This is a genomic window from Paenibacillus tuaregi, assembly GCF_900086655.1.
GTDB lineage: Bacteria > Bacillota > Bacilli > Paenibacillales > Paenibacillaceae > Fontibacillus > Fontibacillus tuaregi.
Genome location: NZ_LT575476.1, coordinates 2,248,846 through 2,274,595, shown reverse-complemented (window position 1 = coordinate 2,274,595; position 25,750 = coordinate 2,248,846). Strand labels below are relative to the sequence as shown.

The following is a 25,750-nucleotide window of genomic DNA, read 5'->3' as shown; positions in this document are numbered from 1 at the left end:
AGAATATCTTATAGCGGTCCGGAAATTCCCTGTCTGCGGATCATAATGAAATGTCCTACCAGAAGGATGAGCAACACGGCCGGAAGGAAGAACACATGAATGGCGAAGAATCGCGTCAGCGTCTGCGCACCTACAATCGTACCGCCCTGCAGCAGTTCTTTGATAATTGGTCCAAGGACAGGAACTGAATTCGCAATTTCCAGTGTAACTTTGGTTGCAAAGTAGGATTTGTTATCCCATGGAAGCAGGTAACCTGTAAGGCCAAGGCCGATCATAACAAAAAAGATCAGCATTCCCACAACCCAGTTCATCTCGCGAGGCGCCTTATAGGAACCTGTAAAGAATACGCGCAAGGTATGTAAGAACATCATAACAATAACCAGACTCGCTCCCCAGTGGTGCATCCCGCGGACAATTTGTCCAAATGCCACCTTAGTCTGAAGAAACTCAACGCTTGCATATGCGTTAATAATATCTGGCACATAATACATCGTCAGGAACATTCCCGACAGAATCTGGATGACTGTTATAAAGAACGTCAAACCGCCGAAACAGTATACAAATGCGGAAAAATGGTGAGCCGGGTTCACGTGTTCAGGCACCTCGTGGTCCGCCACATCTCTCCAAATCGGCGTGATATCAAGACGTTCGTCAACCCAGTTGTAGACACTCTTCAACATCTGACTCTACGCCTCCTTATTTAACTCGAGTATTAGGAACGATATCGCCTAGGTAAACCCAATCCTTCTCAATCTTAACCTTGTACTCATCCAGCGGCTTAGGCGCAACGGCAAGGTTCTTGCCTTCCTTGTTATATTGGGCGCCGTGACAAGGGCAGTGATACTCATTAGGGAACGCCTTATCGTTATTCCAGCCAACCGTACATCCCAAGTGCTTACAGATCGGTGAAAGCGCATAAATATTACCGCTCTCGTCTTTACGGATCCAAGCTGTTAGTGAAGCTGTGCTTGCATACCAGCCATCCTGCTGCTGCAGCTCGAAAGAAAATTCCTGCGGTTCCGCTGTTACCTTGCTAAGTTCCACTACTTTTACAAAGTTCCCTTCTGTCTTCTTGTGCAGAACTGGATCCACAGCGAAGCGAAGCATCGGCAGAACTACTCCACCCGCCATATAGGCGGTAGCTCCTCCCAGCGTATAAGTGAGAAACTGTCTGCGAGACATTTCCTTTTTCCGATTGGGTGGTCTGTGCGATGATTCATGCTGGTCGTGCTGATTGCTCATACTGTCTTCAACCCCCTTTTCCGAACCAATTCTCTCCATTTCAATGATTAAAATCACACGAATTACTAGGACATTATTATAATATATTAGGCTTCCTAGAGCGTCAAGAATTTACAGGGTATGTTCGTTAACAGTATGGTCACAATCTTGTTAAATTGTCGATTTTTCGTCACATTTACATCTGTTTATCCGGGAACCACATCGCTTGAATTTCCCGCATCACAGACGTGGAGGGAGACTCCTCCGTTGAACCCGGAAATCGGCCCGGGGTAACTACTAAATCGCTTTCATAGAGCATCGAGGAATCCAGCTCCACATCCGCCGAGATTACAATTACATATTTGAAGCCTGCGGACTTGACATTGGCGCATACTTCGTTTATCTGCTGCACGATCTCCTGTCTGCCGTACTGGAACGCAGGGTACGTAACCACCCTTCCTTTGAACGGAATTTCAACCCAGTCCATGACATCTCTTAGACGCTCCAGTGCATATACCGTTTCATAAGGCTGCTCCTTCCCGCTGAGGCCGGTTACTGGAATCAGACAAGTGTCCAAATATGGCTTAAGCTCCTCCCACTGCTCCGGGTGAATTTCGCTGAATTTCATTATGTACATCCCCTTTCCTTAAATCATATTATACATGCAAAGGCGACTCGGGATATCCTGCGGTATAAAAAAAACAGAAGAAATGCGCAAGGCATTTCTTCTATTGTTCCAAAGTTCTTAATTCTTCAGTTAGGAGGCGGAACGCTTCCTCGTCGCCTTTTGCCAAGGCTGAATCAATTTCACTATGAAGTTTCTCTGTCCGATATTTCTTTAATGCTTCGTCCCACACCATTTCAGCTGCCAGACCCAGCATAACTTCGTAAGTCACTTTCATTTGATCCATAGGATGCACCTCCAGCCAATGTTAAGAGCTCCTATACTCCCGTCCTTTCAACACATAGCTATCCGTAGTCAGCTTCATTCTCTGCAGATCCGCCTCGGTCAATTCGCGGACTACTCTAGCAGGTGAACCGAGCGAGAGAGTATAGGGTGGAATTTTGCGGTTCTCCGGAATTAGCGAGCCGGCTCCTATTAAAGCATATTCGCCGATCTCGGCTCCGTTTAGACAAATTGCCCCCATCCCGATTAATGTGCCTTTACCTATCGTACAGCCATGAACGATCGCTGCGTGTCCGACAGATACATCATCGCTTATAATCAGGGGCTGCCCAGTATTCACATGGGCGATTACACCATCCTGCAGATTGCTGCGCTCCCCAATGATGATTGGTGCCAAATCACCTCTTAGCACCGCATTGAACCATATGCTTGAATCCTTGCCAATCCGGACATCACCGGCCAGCTTCGCCCCCTCAGCCACATATACAGAAGGATCCACAAAAGGGGTCTTCCCCATATAAGAAATATACATTCGCCTGCCACACTCCTCTTCCTGGAATGAACTTGAATTGGAGTGATCTTAGCAAGCCTTTCCATCCTTGTCAAACCTGACGAGCATTTTTACCTTCTAGACCTTTTTGCAGCTCATGCACCGCCAATTTACCAAATGCCGTAACCCTGGCATACCGTTCACGCTCTTCATTCTCACCGATGGAGATCATGCCGAAATGAAGCATCATCTTGAGTATTCGCTCTTCGAAGATGGAAGCCGGCGTATCATAATAATACGGCTTGATCAGTCTATCCATGCTTGTCCTCAGTGAGCTTACGGTTACCCACTCCTTGGAGCAACGGCAAATCCAGTACACCAGAGAAAGCAAATTAGGAATTGCTGCTTTGTATGTTTTTAACCAAAAGCGTATCAAATGTATCAGGGGTTCCCTTTTTTCCTCCAAAACACTTAATTCGCCTAGCGATGTCAATCTCAGCTGGTAATTCCTCTCTTCAATGAACCTTCGTGAATAAGCATAATCATAGAGAAAGGATAAGCGGTCAGGGTAGGACTTAAACGTCCTTCCGTAACCAAATCTCCAGCCTCCCTTGCCAACAAGAGGCTCACTCACATGCAAGGTGTCCATCAATTGCGTTTGATTTCTACGGTACATGATACCTTCCTGGTTCAAAGGGATCTCGTTCTTTGACACATAGAATAGAAAGAGGTATAAATCTTCAGCAGCCAAGGTATGCTCTTCCCGGACGGCCACAGGCTCACCAGCAGGATTCACTTCCGACTCAAGTCTTTGTCCTACCACCTCGCGGAACCGGTTCTTCAGATCCTCCGGCACCTCGAACAGAAATTTAGTGTTCTGTGAGGAACCGTTGAACAGCCAACCGCTCTGCCTGAACCTTGCGATCACATCCCTGGGATTCTCTTTCTCTTTGGCATCATCGGTGAAACGGGAGTTCTGGGCGCAAGCGACTAATTCTTCCAGACTGTAATGCTGACGGGAATCAAAGAGCAGTGAATTCAAGAAGCGAAAATCCTCGACACTCAGCTGGTTCACATAGTCGCGGGCAAATTCTTTCCGGCCCACCTGATGTAATATGGATTGAATCAGCTCATTTTTGGAATTCCCGTTACAGCTGCATTGATAGTGATTGGCAATTTTGCTAAGCTGCCCGATATCCGCAAATGTAAGCATTTCCGCCAGATTCATAGTTTCATCCCTCACCGTTTTACTACCATTATGGGAAGGTTTACAGCTTTTATTCGGGCTTTAGCAAAAAAATAACCCGCATCGCGGATTATTTGTTCAAATATAAAAAAAATCTCCTGAATCATTTCACACTCTTGCATCTACTCGTAATTCTTTAGTTCAACTTCTATAGTACCTACTCCTGTAAATGCTTTAGGCAGTTGTAAAGTCTCGGCTCCCAAGCTTGCTCATCCTTCTCCAGGATGGTTAACGAGAGATTCCCAATTCTCTCCGTAAATTTGTCCTGATAAAGAGCCCTGTATAGCTGGGCCAGCAGCCCTCCATGGGACACCACAAGCACATTCTTGTCCGAATAGCGTTCGCCAAGCTCAGTCAGAAATGCAAGCGCTCTTTCTTGAACTTCCTGATCCTTCTCCTGCCCAAGATCCTTGAGTTTCCAATCCAATCCCCACAGCGTCTCACGTTCGGCTGCCGTTAATCCCTCGACCTGTCCAAAAGCCCGCTCCATTAAGCGGGAATCGGGATCATATACCGGAATGCCTAAGGAAGCGGCAATAATCTCTCCGGTCTCTTGAGCCCGCAGCAGTCCGCTTGTGATCACAAAATCCCAGGAGTAAGGCTCATGCTTCAAGCGTTCAGCCAGCAGCGCCGCCTGCTTCCTGCCCTCCTCATTAAGTGGGATATCGCTCTGTCCCTGAATTTTCCCTAATGCATTCCAGTCCGTTAAGCCGTGACGAATCAATCCAACCAGCATGAAGTAAAAGCCTCCTTAAGTCTAACAGCTCTGAGTGTAGATAAGTTGAATTATTCATTTACAAGGTAAGGCCGTCAAGTGAAATGTTCCTTCCGATCGTTTCAGAATCATTTCACACTCCAGCCTATTCGTAATTCTTAAGATCAACTTATATAAATGGAAATGAATAAAAGCGGCAGAACCCCGCTCTGCTTATGGCAGATGCAGCGTTTGCCGCTGAGAACATTTACCTGCGAATTCGTCTTAAGCCCCTCCATGAGAACAAGGCCAGCCCCATGCCGAGAATCGACAACAGCATCCAATACTCCGGATAGGCCGGACTCATCTTCACGATGAGCGGATCAATGATACCACGCGATACATCCGGCAGATTATAGGACTTATCTGCATTAACCACCGTATCCGTACCGGCAATGGCAATAGGCAGAAGCCCGGAGTTATGGCTGGCCGCTTCATTGATATCAGGTCCGCCTGGCATCATGAAATAAATCAGACTGCTTATAAACACAGCCATAAACCCAGCAATCCACAAGGCAAAGCGGCGGTTCAAGATACGGGAAGCCTTGCGGGCTTCAGGCTCCGATGGAGCAAGCCAAGGGGACTCGGCGTAAATGCGGTCCATCACATTACGGTTAACCCTCTCCCCAACGCTATGATCGACTTCAATATTCATCTTATGTACTATGTCCCGAGCCTCAGTCCATACTTCATATTCAGCTGCACACGTATCACAACCCAGCACGTGCCACTCCAGGCTTTTACGCCGGGGGTCGTCCTCGGACATGTCCCACATGATATCCATATACTCCTGGGCTTCTTGACAATTCATCTGCTTTTCATCCCTTCAGCATGCTCATAGACTGGTTCATAATAGTAGGGCTCAAGCTGATTCTTCACACTGCTTCTGGCACGGAAGAGCAGGGACTTGACCGCACTGACGCTTTGTCCTAGAATGGTCGAGATCTCCTGATAATCCAATTGGTCATACTCCCTTAGAATCAACGCCGAGCGCTGCTTCTCCGGCAGATTGTTGATCGCTTCCCTCACCATGACAACCCGCTCATTTCGCAGGATGGCTTGTTCCGGCACAATCTCCGGAGACGCAACGGGTACATACCCCGTCTCATCTAAGGATACGTTACCCGTCTTCTGCTTGCGAAGCTCGCTAAGCACCGTATTCCGGGCAATGGTATACAGCCACGTAGAGAAGGAAGCATCCACTTCGCGAAATGAGTGCAGGCTCCTGAAAGCTTTGTAGAACGTCTCCGAACACAAATCTTCAGCAAGCAGCTCCAGTTGAGCACTTTTTAACATATGATATATAAATGCCATAATTTTACGTTGATATCTGCGCATGAGTTCTGAATACAGCTCTGTGTTGCCTTCTTTAATCTCTCGAATCATCTGGGAATCCGTCATTAGAATGCGATCCTCCTCGCCCATCCATGTGCATCTTCCCCGTTCGATTCTGCCTATTATTACCGAACAGGATACAAAAAGTTTCGGTGAAACCGAAAAATTCATTAAGAATGATGAAAGAAATATCAATAAATGGGTGTTCACTGCGAACCCTGCAATATTATACCATAGAAGGATGCATTACAAAAATTTCTTACCCCTAACCATAATTAACCATAAAAATAATAAAGGACTCTTTCCGAAGAAAAAGTCCTTCTCCTATAAGGTATGCCCGGATGTTTCAATATTCCTCTGCAATCCAGTATAAAAAACTAAACCTTGTGCCATAGCCCTTAGGCTTGGCCCGTCAGCCTTTCTTTGGTGCTTGTCTCACTGCCGGTCAAACGCTTGAGAAACGTAGCCCGCCAGTTGACCGAAAGTTCCTCAACCTCCAGAATCCTCTGAACTGCTTCCATGTTATGTTTGTCGTGATGCATAATCTGGTTCGCATAAGCGACTGTTATTCCTTTAGGATGCGGGAATCTTCTGTATAACCCTTTGCTCCTTGAAACAGCCCCTTCTTCAAGCACTCGGAAGTAAAAGCCCGTGTAACCCGATTCCTGCATCATCATCGGCATTTCCGGTAAGCCATATTTGGCCGATAACTTAAAGCAAGGCTGTCTTGGCTGGCTTATTTGAACAACAGCCTCACCAAGTTTAAAGATATCTCCAATACACACATCTGACTCCAGCAGCCCCTGGATAGTGAGGTTCTCACCAAATGCTCCATAGACCAAGCTCCTCTGCAGCTGCTTCTCCCAATACCGGTAATGTTCAAATGGATACACACATACCGCCTTTTCCTTGCCGCCATGATGCTTCAGATCCGCTTGGCCATCGCCCTCAAGGTTCAAATTGGTAAGATACAGAGGTTTATCCGTCGGCTGCTTGTTAATGCCGCTGGAGATCACCTTCTCATGGTACATCATATCCTGCGGCATCCCGGTATTAATAGACAAAATTTCCGCGTACCCCTTCATAGACCTCACCCCGTCTCCGTATGATGCTGATAAGACCGGTACTCCCAGTCGTGTTGCATTGCATCCAGCAGAGAGTACAGCAATATAACACTCCGGTTAAGCAGCTTATTCTTTCCTGTTAATTGATGAGGCTGCTGAATATACAAGTCCTCCACCAGCTCGTGGGAGCAGTATTTCATGATTTGATGGACGCTGTCTTCACTGAATTCCAGATGGAACTGCAGGCCGACCACATGATCCTCATAGACATAAGCCTGATTAGCACAAGCTCTGCTGTATGCCATATGAACCGCTTGTTCAGGCAGTTGAAATGTTTCCCCATGCCAATGAAATGGAATGAATTCCTCCGGGAAGCTCCTGAAATAATCCGACAAGCGGGCCATTTCTGTCAGGCGAACAGGATGCCATCCAATTTCTTTGTAAGCGTTAAGCTCAACCTTTCCGCCGATGACTTCAGCGATAAGCTGAGCTCCGAGACAGATTCCCAGAACATGCTTCCTGCTGTGGACTGCGCCGCTTATAAATCTCTTCTCATCAACCAGCCAAGAATACTCACTCTCATCGTTCACTCCCATTGGACCACCCAGAACAATCAGCAGATCAAAATCCGAATATTCCGGAAACAGTATATCATTGTATAAATGGGTTCCTGTTACGCTGTGGCCCCTCTCTTCAGCCCACTTTGCAATGTTCCCAAGAGATTCAAACGGCACGTGCTGCAAATAATGTATTCTCATGCTCTCACCCCAGCTGATTAAGTCTATATTTCTGAATTAAGTATGCGTTTCTTCTGATCGTTTATTTGAACAATCATTTCTTCAAAAACTGTGGTTTTTCCCTATCGTTCGTTGTAATCTGGACTTATCCCTATCTACTGTTATGTCCGGAGGTTATTGTTATGGAACTTAGACAACTGGAATACTTTCTAGCCGTATGCCAGGAGCTGCATTTCACCAGAGCTGCAGAGCAGCTGGGTATTGCCCAGCCCTCACTAAGTCAGCAGATTCGCCTGCTCGAGCATGAGATCGGCACTCCCCTATTTGACCGGATTGGTAAAAAGACCATGCTTACCGAGGCAGGCAGGACACTCCAGCACCACTGCTACAACGTCTTTCATGAGCTGGCCGAGGCCCGGGCATCAATCAGCGAGCTTCAAGGCCTCGGGAGAGGCACACTCAAGATCGGCGCACTGCTATCTGTGGTCAATTACTTGCTGTCCGGAGCCGCTATCGCCTTCAATCAACGTTATCCCAAGATTGAATTGTCCGTCTTAGGCCTCAGAACCGGTGATATTATCCAAGGAATTATGAAGAATGAACTTGATATGGGGATTGTATATTTGCCCACAGCCCATGAAGAGCTGGTAACCGTTCCTCTTCAGCAGGAAGAACTGGTTTTTGCTGTTCCCGCAGCTTTTACCTTCATGGAGGAGATGACCGGAACGGATTCCGTTTGTCTCGATTGGCTTGAGCGCTTTCCCAGCGTCCTTCTTCCGGAGAGCTACCATCTCAGACAGTTTATTGACAGTAAGTGCCGCCCACTCGGCTTCACACCGAAGCCTGTGATTGAAATGACTACGCTTGAGTCCATCGTTCAAATGGTGGCCAAAGGCGTGGGCGTAACCATTTTACCCAAAACCTATCTGGCCCAGGTCTCAGATGCAAACATCACCGTGTTTCCGATAAATCAGCCCTCCATGGTTACAGAAATCGGCATCGTATACCGGAAGAACAAACATCTATGCGCTGCAACCCGGGTCTTTATGGAACAGCTGCTCTCAACGGTTGCCCATCAGTAGAAATAGTAAGGAACGGAACAATTTCTTACGTAAAAAACAACGAAGAGATGCCATGGAATAGCACCTCAACGAGTGGAAGTATCTTTATTTCTTCACATCCTCCAGACTCGCTCCGAAATTAATGTGATACACTTGACCTTCAATAACCAACGCGGGCACGGACTTCACTCCGGCAGCCTCCGCCTCGGAGATCCGGCCCCGGTCCTGCCCCAGATGAACAACCTCTGGGTCCACCTTGGTTTTGTCTAAATACTCAATTATAAGGCGCTCCGCATCCACACATACCGGACAGCCTGCATGGTAAAAAACCGCTTGTGCCATCTCTTCACTCTCCTGACCCATTAATTGTTCTATCTATATAAGTTGAACAACTCTTTAATTAGTTCAACTCTATACATTCACATTATAGAAGCGGCTGAACTGCCACATCAATTACAGATATGTTCTAGTTATCATAGGCGCAGCCAATGATTGTACAGCGGCCCCTTTAATCAAGCTTTCCAAAATTACACATGAAAGCGTTTAAAAAAATGTGTTGACATAATGAAAACGTATACATATAATAAAAGTACAGTATGGTTTCTCTCCACTCCTATCCAATATAATTTGCTCAGGTTCGAGCAAGACCACTTTCAATGAAAGTGGTCTTTTTTTTTTGCTTGCTGACTGGGATGATCCATCTTGGCTGCATCTAATTAACTTTGGTCTAGATTTTTAGGCGTATAGCTGACCATTATAAAAAAAGCCTGCTGCTCCGCCGATAAAGGCAGCCCAACAGGCTTTCATATTCATTGATACACTGTATACCCTAACGTTAAAAGGTGCTCCTTAGCTCTCTCCATATCCATTTCCTGCCGGAAGGAAAGGCGCATAACACCAGGCACATCCTCACGGCTCTCAATGATTTGCATATTACCCAGGTTGATCTGCCGTACCCCCAGCTCAGTAGCAATATGACCAATAACTCCCGGAGTATCGGGTACATCGATATACAGATCATACAATGAGCTAATCGCTCCCTTGCGGCGTTCCGGCAGCTCACTCCGGAAACGATTAGCTTTGTCGAAGGCCTCTTCAATGCCCTCTCCATCACCTGACTTTAACAGTTCAATGAAGTGTTCCATATTGGCATTCCAGTCACTTAGAAGCTCAAGCAGAACGTTCCGGTTGCTAAGCAGGATATCCCGCCAGATGACAGGATCGCTGGAGGCGATGCGGGTAATATCCCTGAATCCTCCAGCCGCCAACTGGCGGTACAGCGTATTGCCTGCATTGTAGTCGCTAACTTGATTTACGAGAGCAACAGCAATAATATGAGGCAGATGGCTGATAGCCCCGACAATTTCGTCATGCAGCTCTGGCTCCACGCGTACAACACGTGCTTTTGTATGCAAGAGCAGTTCCTCCAAGCGCTGATATGCTTCCTCAGGAACTCCGGCAGACGGCGTCAGCACATAGTAGGCATTCTCAAACAGCAGTGTGGATGCCGCGGCAACCCCGGATCTCTCTGATCCAGCCATTGGATGCCCGCCAATAAAATAAACACCGGGCAGCTTAATCGCCTCAGCGCTGGAGGCAATGGAAGCTTTCGTGCTGCCCACATCAGTTATGATACAGCCCGGTTTCAAGTTCAGGCTGCTGATTTTTTGCAAATACGGCTCGAGCTGGCTGACGGGTACGCACAGAAAGATGAAATCCGCATCAGCTACAGCTTCCTCCATGGACAGAGTCGCGGTGTCGACAACATCACGCTCTATAATCTGATGCAGAATATCCTCCCGGTGGCTGTGTCCAACAACCGTAATGCCCGGTTTTCCTTTGAAGCTGAGTGCCAGCGAGCCACCAATCAGTCCAACTCCAAAAATAGCGATTTTAATAGTCATGGGTCTCCACTCAACTTACTCTAATTTGTCTTGTATCCTTTATTCTGTAGTTACATGCTGTTCCTGTCGGGCAAGAACCTGTTCCAACGCTTCGATAAATTTCTTATTCTCATCTGGAGTACCCACGGAAACCCGGATGTACTCCGGATATTTGCCGAACCCGGCACGAACGATAACACCCAGCTTCAACAGGGACTGAAATACTTCAGCACCCGAAGTTTGAACATGAACCAGAATAAAGTTCCCGTGAGCCGGGAAATAGCTTAATCCCAACCGATCAAACTCAGCGCTTAAGTATTCAATTCCCTCTCTGTTCTTCGTCCGGCACCCTTCGATAAACTCGTGGTCGGTAATTGCAGCTTTAGCTGCTGCTTGACCAAGACGGGACGTATTGAAAGGTTCACGCACTTGATTAATAAGTTTAATAACTCCAGCAGGTCCGATAGCATAGCCGATGCGAAGTGAAGCAAGCCCATATATTTTTGAGAATGTGCGAAGTATCAATAAGTTCGGGTATTTCTTCATTAAATTTAGACTGTCCGGATAAGACGGATCGGTAACAAATTCAGCATAGGCTTCATCCAGCACAACGAGCACATGCTGCGGCACACGGTTCAGGAAGCTCACAATCGCTTCTTCCGTAACGATCGTACCTGTGGGATTGTTCGGATTACAGATCCAGATGATCTTTGTTCTTTCCGATACGGAATTCAGCATCGCATCAAGATCATGCACTCCGTCGGACAATGGAATTTCAATGCTGACCGCACTCTCAATATCCGCATTGCTTTTGTATACGGAGAAAGTCTGATCCGCCATGATATTCTCATCCCCTGGAAGGAGGAACGCGCGTGTAATCAACGCGATGACTTCATCAGATCCGCAGCCAAAAACAATCTGGTCACGGTTCACCCCGTGGTGACCTGCTAGCACCTCAGTCAGTTCTGCTGCGCTGCCGTCAGGGTAGACGCTGATCTGTGACAGCGCCTGTGCGATTGCTTCCTTGGCCTTAGGCGAAGCACCGTAAGGATTTTCGTTGGAAGCCAGCTTGATGACTTCAGAGAGACCCAGCTCTCTCTTCACTTCTTCGATTGACTTACCTGGCTGGTATACAGGCAATTTCACAATCTGTGGTTTGGGCTGCATAGGTTATCCCTTCCTTTCATCTCATCAATCATGGAGCATAACGCTCACCTAATCTTTCAATTGTGCCACAAATTCACGGATTTGCAACAGCCCTTGCTCTCTTTGCTCTGAATCTTGGAGGAGAGGAATGGTCTCTTCAATCTTACGGACGATGGCACTTCCAACTACAACCCCGTCACATATAGCCGAGAATCTCTCTACCTGCTCACGGCTGGATATGCCAAAACCGATGGCAACCGGAAGACTGCTCTGCGACTTCACCTGCTCGATGAATTGTTCAACCCCTTCATGGAAGGAACTGCGTTCCCCGGTAACACCAAGCGAAGAGACGCAGTAGATAAAACCACGCGCATTTGCCAAAATCCGTGAGATCCGCTCGTTGGATGTCGGGGCCACCAAAGGCACCAAATGAATTCCGGCCTTCTGGGCAAGCTTGGCAACCTCTGAGGATTCCTCAATGGGAAGATCAGGAATTATAATGCCGCTGATCCCGTTCTCACCCAGCTTTTTGAAGAACGTCTCCAAGCCCACTTGAAGCACCGGGTTAAAATAGGTAAACAGCACAAAAGGCATACGCACCCCGCGTGCTCTAGCCTTCTGGGCCACATCCAGACAGGTTCCGATCGTTACCGAGCTGGCAAGGGCCCGTTCGGAGGCCCGCTGGATAACAGGACCGTCGGCAAGCGGGTCTGAATAAGGTACTCCAAGCTCAAGAATGTCCGCTCCGGCAGCCTCAACCTGAACGATTAACTCTACCGTGGTGTCCAGATCAGGATCACCTACCGTGAGGAAAGGGATAAGCGCGGTTTGACCCGTTTTTTTGAGATCGGCAAATTTCTGGTCAATTAAGTTCATGATTCTGCGCCTCCCAAATATCCCATGATCGACTCTACATCCTTATCGCCCCGGCCGGACAGGCATATCACAATGATATGATCGGAAGGAAGCAACGGCGCTTCCTTAACTACCTGGGCTACCGCATGAGCCGATTCCAAGGCCGGGATAATCCCTTCCGTTTTGCTCAGAAGCTGTAGAGCATCCAAAGCCTCCTGATCCGTGATCGGCGCATAACGGGCGCGCTCGATGTCTTTCAGGTAGGAGTGCTCAGGACCAATTCCCGGGTAATCCAGTCCGGCTGAGATGGAATGCGCTGGAAGCACTTGCCCAAATGCATCTTGGAGCAGGTAGCTCATTGAACCCTGGAACACGCCTTTGGTTCCCTTAGTCATGGTTGCCGCGTGATATTCCGTGTCCACGCCGTGTCCTGCCGCCTCAACCCCCAGCAGCTTGACCGATGTATCCTCAATGAATGGGTAGAACATGCCAATCGCATTGCTTCCGCCGCCTACCGCAGCCACAACGAGATCGGGGAGTCTTCCTTCCTGCTCCAGAATCTGACGCCGCGTCTCGTCTCCAATAATGCGCTGGAAGTTCCGTACCATCAACGGATAAGGGTGCGGGCCGGTTGCCGAACCAAGGATGTAGAACGTGTCATGTACGTTGCTCACCCAGTAACGGAGCGTTTCATTACAAGCATCTTTGAGTGTGCGGGTCCCTGACAGAACAGGTACAACTTCGGCACCAAGCAGCTTCATCCGGAATACGTTGAGCTGCTGTCTCTTCATGTCTTCCTCACCCATGAACACCTTACATTCGAGTCCAAGAAGGGCCGCTACTGTTGCTGTAGCCACGCCGTGCTGTCCAGCTCCTGTCTCCGCAATGACCTTGCGTTTTCCCATTCGCTTGGCGAGAATCCCCTGGCCGATGGCATTGTTGATCTTATGTGCCCCGGTATGGTTCAAATCCTCACGCTTGAGATAGATCTTGGCCCCGCCCAAATGCTCAGTCAGACGCTCTGCATAGAATAGCGGGGTTTCCCTTCCGGAATATTGCTTTAATAGATAGTTTATCTCTTCCTGAAAATCCGGCTCCTGTGAGTACTGATTATATGCCTCTTCCAGCTCAATCAGCGCGTTCATCAATGTCTCAGGCACATAACGCCCGCCAAAATCCCCAAATCGTCCGTTCTTATCCGGTAATTGTGTCATCAGCTCTTCACCCTCTCGACAAATGCTCGTATCTTCTCTATATCTTTAACGCCTTCCGTTTCCACGCCACTGGAGACATCCACACCATCCGGCTGAAATCCGCTCAGCAGCTCTCCGACATTTTCGGGATTCAGGCCGCCAGCTATAATCAAGGGAATACCTTCCCGTTTAGTCCAAATTTGATAAGGCTTAATCCGTCCCCAGTCAAAAGTCTGGCCAGACCCTCCGCCATACTTCGGATCATAGGTATCCAGAAGCAGGCCATCCAGGACGCCGCTGAAATCGTCTAATCCGCTGAGGTCCTCTTCAAGGTCATTCTTAACCGAGAATGCTTTAAAAACTTTGACTGCAAATTGCTGCTTCACACTCCGGCAGAACTCCGGGGATTCCTGTCCATGAAGCTGCACCACGTCCAATTTTGCCTCTTGCAAAACGGCCGCCAGCTCTTGAAGCTCTGGATTAACAAATACCCCCACGCTCGCCGGTTTCTTGGGTCCCTCCCAATTCTGAATCCAGTGAATCATTTCCGACGCCTGTATGCCTGTGATCTGTCGTTTGCTCTTGGCAAACACGAATCCGATATGATCAACAGGCAAGTTTATCATCGATTTTAGCACTTCAACGTCCTGAAGTCCACATATTTTTACCGATACCTTACTCATGGGCAGATCTGCTCCCGCGCTCGACAGGCCCCATAAGCTGATTGACGGCTTCCTGGACCACTGGCTCCCGCATGAACGTCTCGCCAATAAGCACACCTTTGGCTCCACACGATGCAAGATAACTGATATCGGCAGGCTTGGATATACCGCTTTCACTGATGAGGGTGATCCCCTCTGGAACCAGGCTGCTTAATTCAGCAGTTGTCCCCAGGCTTACTTCAAAGGTACGAAGATTCCGGTTATTGATCCCGATCAGCTTGGAAGTCCCAATGCTGAGTACCCGGTCAAGCTCTTCCCGGTCATGTACCTCAACCAGGGCATCCAGCCCGATGGCTTCGGCCGCAGCCTCAAATTGCTTCAGTTGCTGGTCCGTCAATATTGCTGCGATCAGCAGGATTGCATCTGCGCCCATGAGCCTGGCTTCATAAATTTGCCGCTCATCAATCATGAAGTCCTTACGGAGCAGCGGTACGTTAACTGCCTGGCGGATGGCCTTCAGGTATTCGGGGCTGCCTTGAAAATACTCCTTATCCGTGAGCACGGAGATACAATCCGTCCCGGCTTCTTCGTAAGCCCGGGCAATGTCCACCGGGTTAAAGTCCGGCCGGATCAGCCCTTTGGACGGCGATGCCTTCTTTACCTCGGCAATAAGTCCCATACTGCGTTTACGTCTTACGGATAAAGCTTGGTGAAACCCAAGTGTTGCCGGCATCTCGGAGATGGCGCGTTCTGCTTTCGTTAAAGAAAATGAGGACGCTAGTTCCTCTACCTCCTTCTGTTTGGTTGCTACTATACGATCAAGATACATAACTGATTTCCCCCGTCGTTTGAATAAGCTGCTCCAGCTTGCTGTATGCCTTGCCTGTATCAATGGCTTCGGCCGCGATCTTAACACCTTCTTGTATAGTTCCGGCAAGCCCGGCTACATAAATGCATGCTCCCGCATTAGCGAGGACCACATCTCTGTATGGACCTTTCTCTCCCTGCAGCACACGCTGAATAATGTCAGCATTGACCGCTGGGTCTCCCCCGATCACATCCCCCAGAGGATATACCCGGAGTCCCAGGTCATCGGGATGAAGATCATAAGTATGAATGGCCCCGTCTTTAAGTTCCGAAATGCGGGTTGGTGCGGAAATACTGATTTCATCCAGCCCTTCATGGCTGGTCACCACCATAGCCCGTTTGGAGCCAAGCTCCCGCAGAACCTCAGCTATGACTTCCGTCTTGCTCTGATCATAAATTCCAAGAACTTGACGATCCGCTCCGGCCGGGTTCGTAAGCGGCCCCAGCATGTTAAAGACTGTTCTTACCCCAAGCTCTTTACGGGTTGCTGCCGCATGCTTCATCGAAGGGTGATAAATCTGGGCGAATAGGAAGCAGATTCCGATATCATCCAGGCACTTCTCGGCCTGATCTGCGGATAAGTGAATGTTTACCCCCAGAGCTTCCAGCACATCTGCACTTCCCGCGCGTCCGGAGGCGGAACGATTGCCGTGCTTGGCAACCCTCACCGATACAGATGCCGCCACAATGGCCGAAGTCGTGGAGATATTGAACTTATGGATGCCGGAGCCGCCGGTCCCGCATGTATCCAGAAGCTGCCTGGACTCCGTATGCAGGCGGCTGCCATAACCGCGCATAGCCTCGGCGAAGCCGGCAATCTCCTCCACCGTCTCCCCTTTCATGCGCAGGGCCGTTAACAGGCCTCCGATTTGAGACGGGGTGGCCGAGCCCGCCATGATCACTTCCATTATACTGCGGGCCTCTTCCCGTCCCAAGTGATGCCCTGACACAATTCGTGAAATCCCCGACTGCACTGTTTCGTATCCGCTCATTCCGCTCTCCTCCTTGATTATGATTAAGGCGTATATTCGTAAAGGTAATCCTGATTGATCACTCCATCATGACTCGCAGCCCTAGGAAACATGATCTCCGCTGTGCGGATCGCCTTGAGCAGGGCCTTGGCTTTGTTGACTGTTTCCTCATATTCCTTCACAGGCACTGAATCCCACACAATCCCAGCTCCAGCCTGGACATAAGCCCGGCCTTTCTTGAACACAATGGTGCGGATCGTAATGCAGGAGTCCATGTTTCCTGAGAAGCCCAGATATCCTATCGCACCCGCATAAGTGCCGCGGGCCTCCCGTTCAAGCTCTGCGATAATTTCCATCGCCCTAAGCTTAGGGGCTCCTGATACCGTGCCAGCTGGCAGGCAGGACAAGAATGCGTCGAAGAAATCCTTGTCTTTGCGCAGCTTGCCGGATACGCCCGATACGATATGCATCACGTGCGAATATTTTTCAATTTCCATGAACGTATCACATTTAACCGTTCCGAATTCAGATACGCGGCCAAGGTCGTTGCGGCCAAGATCAACCAGCATCAAATGCTCCGCGCGCTCCTTCTCGTCCTTCAGCAGCTCCTCGGCAAGCTCCCTGTCTTCACGATCATTAGCCCCGCGCGGCCGGGTTCCTGCTATAGGTCTTGTCTCCACCCGCCCGCTCTCCACCTTCACCAAAGCTTCAGGCGAGGTGCCCACAATAATTTCATCGTCCATCTTCAGGTAATACATATATGGGGATGGATTCATCGTCCGAAGTACCCGGTACACATGAAGCGGGGACACCTCTGTCTCAATGTGGAATCTTTGGGATAACACCACCTGAAAAATATCGCCTGCCCGGATGTATTCCTGGGCCTGTTTTACGTTCTCAATGTACTGCTCCTTCGTCATATTGGAGGCAATCTCTCCAAGCTCGACATCCTCCGGGAATGGCCTCCGGTTCAGATTCTCACCCGGACCTTCCTGCTGAAGCACCTCGGCCATCTGATCCAGCTTGGATAACGTCTCATCATAAGCCGCTCTGATCTCCTCGTCCTTCGCCCCAGTCGCCACATGCAGATTGGCGACCAGCAGAATCCGCTGCTTGACGTGATCGAAGACGATAACCTGATCGCAGAACATGAACTGGATATCCTGCATCTGCAGATCATCTACCGCATGAGCGGGCAGCTTCTCGTAATACTGCAGGAGATCGTAACCGAAGAAGCCAATCGCGCCACCCGTAAAAGGCGGCATATCCGGAAGCTTGGGACTGCGGTATGCCCGCAGAATCGATTTCAGCTCTTCTACCGGCTTCCCGTTTAGAGAGCGCTTCGCACCGCCCTGCTCTACAACAACGCTGCCTTTTTTCGCGGAGATCATCAGGAACGGGTCGGTTCCAATAAAGGAGTAACGGGCCCACTGTACCCCGCCCTCCACACTTTCCAGCAAGAACGCCCGGTCACGCTGGGCAAAACGCTGGAACAGGCGGATCGGAGTTTCCATATCAGCCATAATCGGCTTTACGACTGGAATCAGGTTAAACTGTTTGGCCATCGAGATTACTTCTTCAATACGCGGGGTTATCATGTCCCTCACTCCTTTGGTCTTGGATACATCCATGATCATATATGGGCAGATATGCAAAAAAGCCTCTACCGAAGTAGAGGCTGGTTCGATGTGCAGTTAAATAAACTATTGTCCAAAGGTAATAGATTGGTCTGACGGGTATATCAAAAATACACCTAGCTATCAGACGATCCGCTATTGCCGCCTCTTCCACTACCAGGCATGCAACCGGACAACTCCCCAGGGGACATTCGCTTAGCTCAACTCTGCTCTGCTCATCTCATCTAAACTCTACTCATCTCATTACAAACTCACTAACAACACTATACAACATCCCAGTTGAGTTTAGCAACCACCTTAGCCCTATTTCCCTTCGCTACCTGCGGAAGAAAGATCGGGACGAAGCGCCTTGGCTGCATTTAAATATACGTGTTTCATCTCCCGCTGGCTCTTATTTGTATTCACCTGGACCATCAGGCGGATACACAGGGGCAGGCTGCCTTTAACCGGAATTTCAATGGAACACATCAAGGGAACCAAGTCCCAGCCATTCATCTGCCTAATGGCCCGTGCCGGAAAAGTCGCATCCAAATCCTGAGTCATGGTGATCCAAACACTGCAAATGTCCTCCGGAACGATTTCATTCCGCTCCACAATTTCTTTTAGAAGAACCACGGTCTCCTGAAGAATCTCATTCTCATCATTTCGGGTAACCGTAGTGGCTCCCCTAATTCCGCGATTATACATCGGCCTTAAGCCTCCTCTTTCAGCTGCTCAATTACACTTCGTACTTCGTCCAATGTGATATCGGACACAATCTCCACTTTACCGATCGCAACCGGCAGGACAAAAACAATCAGGTTCTCTTTAAATTTCTTATCATGAAGGAGAGCACTGATCAGCTGTTCGGTATCCACATGCTTGGGCAAAGCAGTAGGAAGCCCGAATTTCTCCAAAATTTCCTTGGTTCTTGTATAAATAGAACGCTCTCTTCCCCTATTGACTGCCAGCAGCGCAGAGCCGATCATGCCGATCGAGATCGCTTCCCCATGCAGAAATTCGCCATAACCACCTACGGCTTCAATGGCATGGCCTATCGTATGGCCCAGGTTAAGAATGGCGCGCAGCCCGTTCTCCTGCTCGTCTTGAGACACCACAGCTGCTTTAACAGCACAGCCCTTCTCCAAGCCGTACGCCAGGTCTTCCCGGTTGAGGGACAGAAGGCTGTCTGCGTGCGAGTAACACCAGTCGGCAAATGCTTCGTCCCAGATCAGGCCGTGCTTAATCATCTCGGAATAACCTGCCTTCACATCTCTCATGGGCAAGGTCTGCAGGGTATCCACGTCATACAGAACCATAACCGGCTGATGAAAAGCACCAATCATATTCTTGGCAAGCGGATGGTTGACCGCCACCTTCCCACCCACACTGCTGTCGTGAGCCAGAATAGTAGTAGGAATCTGCACAAATTTAATTCCGCGCATATAAGTGGCGGCCACAAAGCCAGCCAAGTCGCCGACCACACCGCCTCCGAGAGCCAGCACAGCTGACTTGCGGTCCAGCCCTCCCTGGATCGCAGCCGTCATTACATCCTCGAACACGGACAGGGATTTTGCTTTCTCCCCGGCCGCAACAACAGAGGTTACCACGCGGTATCCATGATGCACAAGCTGCTCCACCGTCTCATCCAGATACAGTGGGGCAATATGATCATCCGTAACAACAAGCAGGGGGCTTTTGGTGCTGACCGAATGCTTCTCAAGATACGATCCGATCTGCTCAAGCAGCCCGCTGCCGATATAAATGGGGTATGAACGCTCCCCCAGTTCAACTGTGAGCGTCCTCATTAGTAGTTCTCCAGCTGTTCTTGGTAGCTCTTCACATTTCTCTCAATTTCCTCAATGGAATCCCCGCCGAATTTCTCAAGGAAGGCCTTCGCCACTTCCCAAGCCACAACGCTCTCAAGCACAACGCTGGCCGCAGGAACCGCACAAGCATCAGAACGCTCCACCTGAGCTGTAAATGCCTCTTTCGTATCGATATCAACACTTTGCAGCGGCTTGTACAGAGTAGGGATCGGCTTCATTACACCGCGGACCACAAGCGGCATACCATTGGTCATCCCGCCTTCGAAACCGCCGAGCCGGTTCGTTGCCCGGTAGTATCCGCGTTCTTCGCTGTACAGAATTTCATCATGCACCTTGGAGCCCGGGATTGTCCCCGCCTCAAAGCCGATTCCAATCTCAACACCTTTGAAAGCGTTGATGGACATTACAGCCTGGGCGATCCGCCCGTCAAGCTTACGGTCATACTGAACATGGCTTCCGAGACCCACTGGCACGCCTTCCACGATACATTCCACAATACCGCCGATCGAATCCCCGTCCTGCTTGATCTGATCGATATAGGCTTCCATCTTCTTCTCCGTCTCAGCGTCGACAACCCGGACGGACGACTGCTCTGTAACCTCGCGCAGCTCATCCAGCGACAGGTTGTGAGGAGGCGCTTCAATTTCCCCGATCCGAATAACGTGACCGGCAATTTTGATTCCGAAGTGTTCCAGAAGCTGACGTGCCATAGCTCCACAAGCTACCCGGATCGCTGTTTCACGGGCACTGGAGCGCTCAAGCACATTTCTCAAATCTTTCAAATTGTATTTCAGTCCACCGTTCAAATCCGCATGTCCCGGTCTTGGGCGGTGTACACGGCGCTTCTCTTCGTCCGAGCCTTCAATTGGCTCAATATTCATAATGTTCTGCCAATGCTTCCAGTCGTTGTTCTCCACGATCAGCGCAACCGGTGCTCCCGTTGTATATCCATGACGGACTCCACCCGCGATTGTGGCCGTATCCTTCTCGATCTGCATGCGACGGCCGCGGCCATAACCCTTCTGACGGCGAAGCAGCTGGAAATTCAGCGCTTCAAAATCAATCTTCAAATTACTTGGCAATCCCTCTATAATCGCGGTGAGTTGAGGACCGTGCGTCTCCCCAGCAGTTAAATAACGTAAACTCATGTTGCGTTCCCCCTTTAAACTGTAAAACTGTAATTGGCTAAAATCCGATAATTTCTCTGCTCATTATAATATTTAGATACATGACTGTCACGTATTGATTCGAATTTTCTTGTTTTATATAAAATGAACTAATGAAGTTTACCCTATTGGGGCGCTGCGATGCCGAGTGTTCTTATGACCGCTGTTGTCTCCGAAATGCTTGAACTAAATATCCAAGTAGGGGCATTTCGGAGACAAAGGCGGGCGCTCCGCTTCTTCAGAATCACTCGGGATCGAAGCTGGGGTCGGTTAATTCTAAAGTTCATTTTATATAAGCAAAAAATGCGAGTTGTTCGAAAGGAAATCTTGAGTTCGGCCGGCTTTAGTTCGCCGACATCTACTCAAGAAGGCGCCTGTACAGTGAAATACAGAAACAGCGGCTCGTGTGTAATCTTCTGGGCCGCTGTTTCTGTATTTTCCGGATAATATTCAGAAGGTAAGCTGTTGTTATTTCGAATTTAACCTCTTTCGGGACAACCCCCAAACATTACTTCACATCAACCATTGGATTTAGCGTAATCTCAAAAGCACGTCCCCAAATATAGTTAGGATCACAATAATCTAAATGTGCACGTTTATACTCCGCTAAATTCCAAGAGGACCCTTTGATTTGCCGCACAGCATGCGACACTGCCGGGCTTCCGATCCCAAACGCATTCTTAGAGCGAAGAGTTTCTGTATGCATCTGCATCAGATCACGAAGCAGGGTTAGCAGGTGGTTATAATCCTCTGTGGAGTTGAATACAACCATATTCTGATCCGCTACGCCTTGCGGCAGGTTGGCATATTTGCTGTGGCTTCTTGAGTAGGCCCGTATGTCACTGATTGCTACCGCTTTGTAATAATAATCTTTCAAAAAGCGCTTAAACAGCAATGAACCATGAGCGTCCACAGCATCCTCCATAACAGAAGGCTTTGCCTTGGACACAAGGAACGCATAACGTGACTGGCCCATGCCGAGGGCAATCCCAATTTTGTTGCCTGCTGTATTCCAGCCGCTATATCCTAACAGAAGCCCCGTGGATGGGCTGCCCAGCAGCGCCTCGGTTACTGCAGGGCTGGCCGGGCCCTGGCCGACAAAATCAACAACAACCGTGCCCCGGCGTTCAGAGCCGTTTGTCTCAATCCGGCTTACTGCTTGCGGCACCTCATCGGAGCTGGTAATAGCAATAATCTCAACGTCCGGTGAATCCGTAACAAATTGCCCACCAATGATATCCACGTGTCTCACAATGTTGTCGTGAACATTCATATACTCGTACGGATTAATAATGGTGGAACCTTCAGGACCATAATATTGAACCGAATATTTCGGTTTTCTTCCCCCATGGTGCAAGTGGTTGGCCATGCGGGCGACAAGAGAATGACCCAAACCGTCCGCATCCGGCAGAATAATGGCCCGGTCGGGATTTTGCCCCCCGCGGCCGCCCAGGTGGCTGTTAATATAATTTTCAACAAAGCGGATTTCATTAATTTGCACACCTTGGGTTTTGGCATCATCGACACCTACGGCCAGGAAATCAATGTAACCCTGACGTGCCAGCTGATCGAGCACATAATAGTTGGTTTTAAATTTGTGCTGCCGAGTATTGTAATATTGGGTTTTATCGAAATGAGTGGTTTCCCCATATTGCGTACCGCTGTCGGATTCATTATAGTTGTTCAGAATATCATCAAATTCCGTATAAGACTTGCGCGGCAGTCCCATAAAATTACGTGACTCAACCGACGCATCCGAAGTGAGCCCTTCTACATAAGTGGTTGTGGCAAGGCGCATAATCGTATCGAACACAAATACAGGCTTGTTCGGGTAAGTCTGTTTAATCTTGCGGATGACATCCAGCAGATGGGTTACCGATGAGTCATACTCCGGGTAGGTCCCTCCCCCGCTTGTCCGCAGGCGTCTGCTGCCAATGAGGCCGCCATAAGCCAACATATCCGTAGATAGAATAAATCCATCAGCAGATGAAGCATGGTTTAAAATAAATTTCCGAATGTGTGAGCTATTGCCGAAGGTAGGCTTTGAAGTACCTAATAGCTGGTCCCCAGAGGCTAAGGCCACAGAATCCAGACGATTCTCAATATCCTCAGTACATGGAGTAATTAATTTCAACCCTGCGGCTTGCCCCTGCCGGATCACATCATCCAGGTTGACAGGGCGGTCATCGATCGGTACATACAATATTTTTTTCATGAAAAATATCGCTCCTTTTCAAATGAGTTTGAGCCATGAGCGGGAAGATGGAACCCTAAAATAGCTTCTTCCCAAGCTATTTCATATTCCGGTTTAATTGGCCCTTCACTTAAATAGGTAATTTGAGAACTTGAAATACAACCTGGTTTAGAAAATAATTTCTATTCTTGTTTCTCCTGCTTTAAAAACTCAAGAAATTCAACAATAATCTGGGAAGCCGCATCTTCCCTTGGCATATAAATGTACTTGCTTAAATGATCAATATCGCCTTCAAACAGTTCGAGAAGCTTTAAGGTTGCCTCCTCATCGTGGTTTCTGGATTGCTGCAGCAGCCTTAGGAACACATGGTCCGGGATAATTGCTGGATCATTTTCTTTTTCCATTTACTCACCGCCTGTTGACTAATCTTTAATTGACATGCCACCTCTTTTTCCGTTCGGTTCTCCATGTAGAGCTTACGTAAAATTGTACGTCCCTGTGCGGGCAAACTGCTTAAAAGCTGGTCCACTACGATCTTATTATCAGAGTCTGTGGTAAAGGTTCTGGTGTCTGCGGGTTCCATATCATAAAATGAGGTTTCCCGTCTGCGAATGACCTTAGCTTTATACTGCAGCCGCCAAGCGATCCGGTAAAGTTCTGCCTTATACTGCTCAAATATGCTCTCTTTCTGGACTAACAAATAATCCCCTCCACCTATGTACTTTCAATAATTAATAGACGAATAACAACAAGAAAAGTTGAATAAGAACATATGTTCTTATTATATCATAAATATGGGGTTAAAGGGAATTTTATAGGAGTTTTGTGTATAGAGAAAGTGGAGAGAAACGGTTCTTATTCAACAGGAATTGGTTCGTGGATCCATCCGCCAAAATAAAAAAGCACGGCCCCTAATACGGTAGACCGTGCGTTTCACATATTAATTCGCCTCGTATGTTCCCGGCATGCCTCTCAAGGCATCTTTGCCTACAACAATGGGTAGAGCAGTGCTTCCTTCAGCTGTATCCTTGTCCCTGACCAGGAGAGTCTCTACATGCGTTCTCTCAACACCAAGAATTTGAGCACACTCCTGCAGGGTGAGGAACCCACGTTGATAGGCAATGATGACTTTACGTTTGTCCATGACCTTGCCTCCGATAATTGACTGGCTTATTTCCAGTATCGGAGTAAGCGGGAATGATTATACTAGCGGAATTTTACATTTTGCGGTAAAAGAAAGTTTCCGCCGCCTCAAGTCCATACCTGTTCGGGGAAAAAATCTGCTCCGTGCTTCCGACAAACAAAATTCCGCCCGGTCTGAGCGCATTGGCGAATTTCATATAGAGTGCATTCTTCGCTTCTTCCGTGAAGTAAATCATCACGTTCCGGCACACAATCAGATCGAAATCATCTTCAAACTGGTCAAGAAGCAGATTCTGCTTCTTAAAGGTGACTGCTTTCTTCAGCTTCTCATCGATTTTGTACATTGCGCTGCCTTCCGCTGTAAAATAACGCTGGCTGACCTCCGCAGGCACATCCTTGAGTGAGCGCTCCAGATATAACCCTTGGTTCGCCTTGGCAAGTGCCCCCTCGTCAATGTCCGAGGCAAGCAGGTAGCTGCTTGGCAGCAATCCAAGGTCGGATAAGATCATGGCGATCGTATAAGGTTCTTCACCAGTAGAGCATGCCGCACTCCACACTTTAAGCCGATTTTTGTTCCCTAGAATCTCTGGGATAATCTTATCTCTCAGCACTTCCCACCGGTTCGGGTTGCGCCAGAATTCGGACACATTGATGGTCATCTTGTCCAAAAACTCATAAAACAGCTTTTTGTCCGCCATCATCGCCTGAAAAAAGGATGCAAATGAGGCGTGACCGTTCTTTGTTCTGAGCGTGGTCAGCCTGCGCTTCATCTGGGCTTCCTTGTACTGGGACAAGTCTATGCCTGTCTGCTGTTTAACACTATGAATAAAACCTAAGTAATCGGGATCTGGTGCTCCCTCTTGTTCCGTCTTGTCAGCGCCTAGGGGAGAACGATTTAGATCCACGAGTCAGTACTCTTCTTATAGCTCAGAATTTCATGAGGCTCGAAGAAGTTGGCGATCTCACGTTCAGCGCTGGCCACGGAATCCGAGCCGTGAATAAGATTAGACGGCGTATGGGCGGCATAATCTCCACGGATTGTTCCTGGCAGGGCTTCAGTAACGTTCGTTTTGCCGATGACAAGACGTGACAATGTCACAATCTCATCCCCTTCCCAAACCATCGCAAACACAGGGGCCGATGTAATGAAATTCACCAGGTTGTCATAAAACGGCTTTCCCTCATGTTCAGCATAATGTCTTTGTGCTTGTTCCTTTGTAACCTGAACAGGCTTAGCTGCAACCAGCTTAAATCCTTTGTCTTCCAAACGGCTGATGATCCGGCCGATCAAGCCTCGCTGCACCCCGTCCGGTTTAACCATCAAAAAAGTGCGTTCCATTGGTAACCCTCCCGATTTGTCGCCGCCTTCTCTCGTATTTCTGGCAATCTAGCGGACTCACTCCATATATT

General features: G+C 48.7%; 30 protein-coding genes. 1 reads left to right on the top strand and 29 read right to left on the bottom strand.

Annotated elements, in window-relative coordinates:
* Positions 1 to 8: 8 nt before the first annotated feature.
* From qcrB to BN6628_RS10490, 11 genes are all read right to left on the bottom strand, one after another.
* Positions 9 to 680, bottom strand: a complete 672-nt coding sequence (qcrB, locus tag BN6628_RS10540; RefSeq protein ID WP_068617160.1) for a menaquinol-cytochrome c reductase cytochrome b subunit — start codon at positions 678 to 680, stop codon at positions 9 to 11.
* Positions 681 to 696: 16 nt separating this feature from the next.
* A complete protein-coding gene (locus BN6628_RS10535; RefSeq protein WP_068617158.1) occupies positions 697 to 1,242 on the bottom strand; it encodes a Rieske (2Fe-2S) protein in 546 nt (181 codons plus the stop codon).
* A gap of 175 nt (positions 1,243 to 1,417) precedes the next feature.
* Positions 1,418 to 1,849 (bottom strand): DUF2487 family protein, encoded by a 432-nt coding sequence (locus BN6628_RS10530; protein ID WP_068617156.1) that lies wholly within the window; start codon positions 1,847 to 1,849, stop codon positions 1,418 to 1,420.
* Positions 1,850 to 1,949: 100 nt separating this feature from the next.
* Positions 1,950 to 2,132, bottom strand: coding sequence for an IDEAL domain-containing protein (locus BN6628_RS10525; protein ID WP_068617154.1), 183 nt, complete (start codon positions 2,130 to 2,132; stop codon positions 1,950 to 1,952).
* 21 nt (positions 2,133 to 2,153) lie between these two features.
* Positions 2,154 to 2,660, bottom strand: coding sequence for a gamma carbonic anhydrase family protein (locus BN6628_RS10520; RefSeq protein WP_068617152.1), 507 nt, complete (start codon positions 2,658 to 2,660; stop codon positions 2,154 to 2,156).
* Positions 2,661 to 2,730: 70 nt separating this feature from the next.
* Positions 2,731 to 3,846 (bottom strand): hypothetical protein, encoded by a 1,116-nt coding sequence (locus BN6628_RS10515; RefSeq protein WP_068617150.1) that lies wholly within the window; start codon positions 3,844 to 3,846, stop codon positions 2,731 to 2,733.
* 175 nt (positions 3,847 to 4,021) lie between these two features.
* Positions 4,022 to 4,600, bottom strand: coding sequence for a histidine phosphatase family protein (locus BN6628_RS10510; RefSeq protein ID WP_068617148.1), 579 nt, complete (start codon positions 4,598 to 4,600; stop codon positions 4,022 to 4,024).
* 226 nt (positions 4,601 to 4,826) lie between these two features.
* On the bottom strand, positions 4,827 to 5,429 hold the full coding sequence (locus tag BN6628_RS10505) for an anti-sigma factor (RefSeq protein ID WP_068617146.1): 603 nt from the start codon (positions 5,427 to 5,429) through the stop codon (positions 4,827 to 4,829).
* Positions 5,426 to 6,019, bottom strand: coding sequence for an RNA polymerase sigma factor (locus tag BN6628_RS10500; protein ID WP_068617144.1), 594 nt, complete (start codon positions 6,017 to 6,019; stop codon positions 5,426 to 5,428). The genes BN6628_RS10505 and BN6628_RS10500 overlap by 4 nt, the downstream gene beginning before the upstream one ends.
* Positions 6,020 to 6,351: 332 nt before the next feature.
* Positions 6,352 to 7,038 carry an MOSC domain-containing protein gene (locus BN6628_RS10495; RefSeq protein WP_068617142.1) on the bottom strand — a complete coding sequence of 229 codons (687 nt, stop codon included), beginning with the start codon at positions 7,036 to 7,038 and terminating at the stop codon, positions 6,352 to 6,354.
* A gap of 5 nt (positions 7,039 to 7,043) precedes the next feature.
* The gene (locus BN6628_RS10490) at positions 7,044 to 7,775 is read right to left on the bottom strand and encodes a type 1 glutamine amidotransferase (RefSeq protein ID WP_068617140.1); all 732 of its coding nucleotides are present in this window, start codon (positions 7,773 to 7,775) and stop codon (positions 7,044 to 7,046) included.
* Between the two features lie 161 nt (positions 7,776 to 7,936).
* Between BN6628_RS10490 and BN6628_RS10485 the strand changes: the two genes are divergently transcribed.
* The gene (locus BN6628_RS10485) at positions 7,937 to 8,836 is read left to right on the top strand and encodes a LysR family transcriptional regulator (RefSeq protein WP_068617138.1); all 900 of its coding nucleotides are present in this window, start codon (positions 7,937 to 7,939) and stop codon (positions 8,834 to 8,836) included.
* 84 nt (positions 8,837 to 8,920) lie between these two features.
* On the opposite strand, the gene BN6628_RS10480 is transcribed toward BN6628_RS10485, so the two are convergent.
* The 18 genes from BN6628_RS10480 to ndk form a co-directional block, all read right to left on the bottom strand.
* The gene (locus BN6628_RS10480) at positions 8,921 to 9,157 is read right to left on the bottom strand and encodes a thioredoxin family protein (RefSeq protein ID WP_068617136.1); all 237 of its coding nucleotides are present in this window, start codon (positions 9,155 to 9,157) and stop codon (positions 8,921 to 8,923) included.
* A gap of 467 nt (positions 9,158 to 9,624) precedes the next feature.
* Positions 9,625 to 10,719 carry a prephenate dehydrogenase gene (locus BN6628_RS10475; protein WP_068617134.1) on the bottom strand — a complete coding sequence of 365 codons (1,095 nt, stop codon included), beginning with the start codon at positions 10,717 to 10,719 and terminating at the stop codon, positions 9,625 to 9,627.
* A 39-nt stretch (positions 10,720 to 10,758) separates the two neighbouring features.
* A complete protein-coding gene (gene hisC, locus BN6628_RS10470; protein ID WP_068617132.1) occupies positions 10,759 to 11,865 on the bottom strand; it encodes a histidinol-phosphate transaminase in 1,107 nt (368 codons plus the stop codon).
* Positions 11,866 to 11,913: 48 nt separating this feature from the next.
* Positions 11,914 to 12,720 (bottom strand): tryptophan synthase subunit alpha, encoded by an 807-nt coding sequence (gene trpA / locus BN6628_RS10465; RefSeq protein WP_068617130.1) that lies wholly within the window; start codon positions 12,718 to 12,720, stop codon positions 11,914 to 11,916.
* Positions 12,717 to 13,913 carry a tryptophan synthase subunit beta gene (gene trpB, locus BN6628_RS10460; RefSeq protein ID WP_068617128.1) on the bottom strand — a complete coding sequence of 399 codons (1,197 nt, stop codon included), beginning with the start codon at positions 13,911 to 13,913 and terminating at the stop codon, positions 12,717 to 12,719. The genes trpA and trpB overlap by 4 nt, the downstream gene beginning before the upstream one ends.
* A complete protein-coding gene (locus tag BN6628_RS10455; protein ID WP_068617121.1) occupies positions 13,913 to 14,575 on the bottom strand; it encodes a phosphoribosylanthranilate isomerase in 663 nt (220 codons plus the stop codon). Before BN6628_RS10455 ends, trpB begins: the two co-directional genes overlap by 1 nt.
* A complete protein-coding gene (trpC, locus tag BN6628_RS10450) occupies positions 14,568 to 15,383 on the bottom strand; it encodes an indole-3-glycerol phosphate synthase TrpC (protein ID WP_068617119.1) in 816 nt (271 codons plus the stop codon). The genes BN6628_RS10455 and trpC overlap by 8 nt, the downstream gene beginning before the upstream one ends.
* Positions 15,373 to 16,413, bottom strand: a complete 1,041-nt coding sequence (trpD, locus tag BN6628_RS10445; protein ID WP_068617117.1) for an anthranilate phosphoribosyltransferase — start codon at positions 16,411 to 16,413, stop codon at positions 15,373 to 15,375. Before trpD ends, trpC begins: the two co-directional genes overlap by 11 nt.
* Before the next feature lie 23 nt (positions 16,414 to 16,436).
* Positions 16,437 to 17,990, bottom strand: a complete 1,554-nt coding sequence (gene trpE / locus BN6628_RS10440; protein WP_068617115.1) for an anthranilate synthase component I — start codon at positions 17,988 to 17,990, stop codon at positions 16,437 to 16,439.
* 342 nt (positions 17,991 to 18,332) lie between these two features.
* Entirely contained in the window at positions 18,333 to 18,716 is a 384-nt protein-coding gene (gene aroH / locus BN6628_RS10435; protein ID WP_068617113.1) for a chorismate mutase, read from the bottom strand.
* A gap of 5 nt (positions 18,717 to 18,721) precedes the next feature.
* Complete coding sequence (aroB, locus tag BN6628_RS10430) at positions 18,722 to 19,816, bottom strand: 3-dehydroquinate synthase (RefSeq protein ID WP_068617111.1); 1,095 nt, start codon at positions 19,814 to 19,816, stop codon at positions 18,722 to 18,724.
* Positions 19,816 to 20,985, bottom strand: a complete 1,170-nt coding sequence (gene aroC, locus BN6628_RS10425) for a chorismate synthase (protein ID WP_068617109.1) — start codon at positions 20,983 to 20,985, stop codon at positions 19,816 to 19,818. The genes aroB and aroC overlap by 1 nt, the downstream gene beginning before the upstream one ends.
* A gap of 526 nt (positions 20,986 to 21,511) precedes the next feature.
* The gene (locus tag BN6628_RS10420) at positions 21,512 to 23,218 is read right to left on the bottom strand and encodes a DUF4127 family protein (RefSeq protein ID WP_068617108.1); all 1,707 of its coding nucleotides are present in this window, start codon (positions 23,216 to 23,218) and stop codon (positions 21,512 to 21,514) included.
* Positions 23,219 to 23,379: 161 nt separating this feature from the next.
* Complete coding sequence (locus BN6628_RS10415) at positions 23,380 to 23,601, bottom strand: hypothetical protein (protein ID WP_068617106.1); 222 nt, start codon at positions 23,599 to 23,601, stop codon at positions 23,380 to 23,382.
* Positions 23,553 to 23,666, bottom strand: coding sequence for a hypothetical protein (locus BN6628_RS26625; RefSeq protein WP_235847724.1), 114 nt, complete (start codon positions 23,664 to 23,666; stop codon positions 23,553 to 23,555). The genes BN6628_RS10415 and BN6628_RS26625 overlap by 49 nt, the downstream gene beginning before the upstream one ends.
* A 471-nt stretch (positions 23,667 to 24,137) precedes the next feature.
* Positions 24,138 to 24,341, bottom strand: a complete 204-nt coding sequence (locus tag BN6628_RS10405; RefSeq protein ID WP_068617101.1) for a hypothetical protein — start codon at positions 24,339 to 24,341, stop codon at positions 24,138 to 24,140.
* Positions 24,342 to 24,414: 73 nt separating this feature from the next.
* Complete coding sequence (locus tag BN6628_RS10400; RefSeq protein ID WP_068617099.1) at positions 24,415 to 25,245, bottom strand: CheR family methyltransferase; 831 nt, start codon at positions 25,243 to 25,245, stop codon at positions 24,415 to 24,417.
* Entirely contained in the window at positions 25,236 to 25,679 is a 444-nt protein-coding gene (ndk, locus tag BN6628_RS10395) for a nucleoside-diphosphate kinase (protein WP_068617097.1), read from the bottom strand. The genes BN6628_RS10400 and ndk overlap by 10 nt, the downstream gene beginning before the upstream one ends.
* Positions 25,680 to 25,750 lie beyond the last annotated feature (71 nt).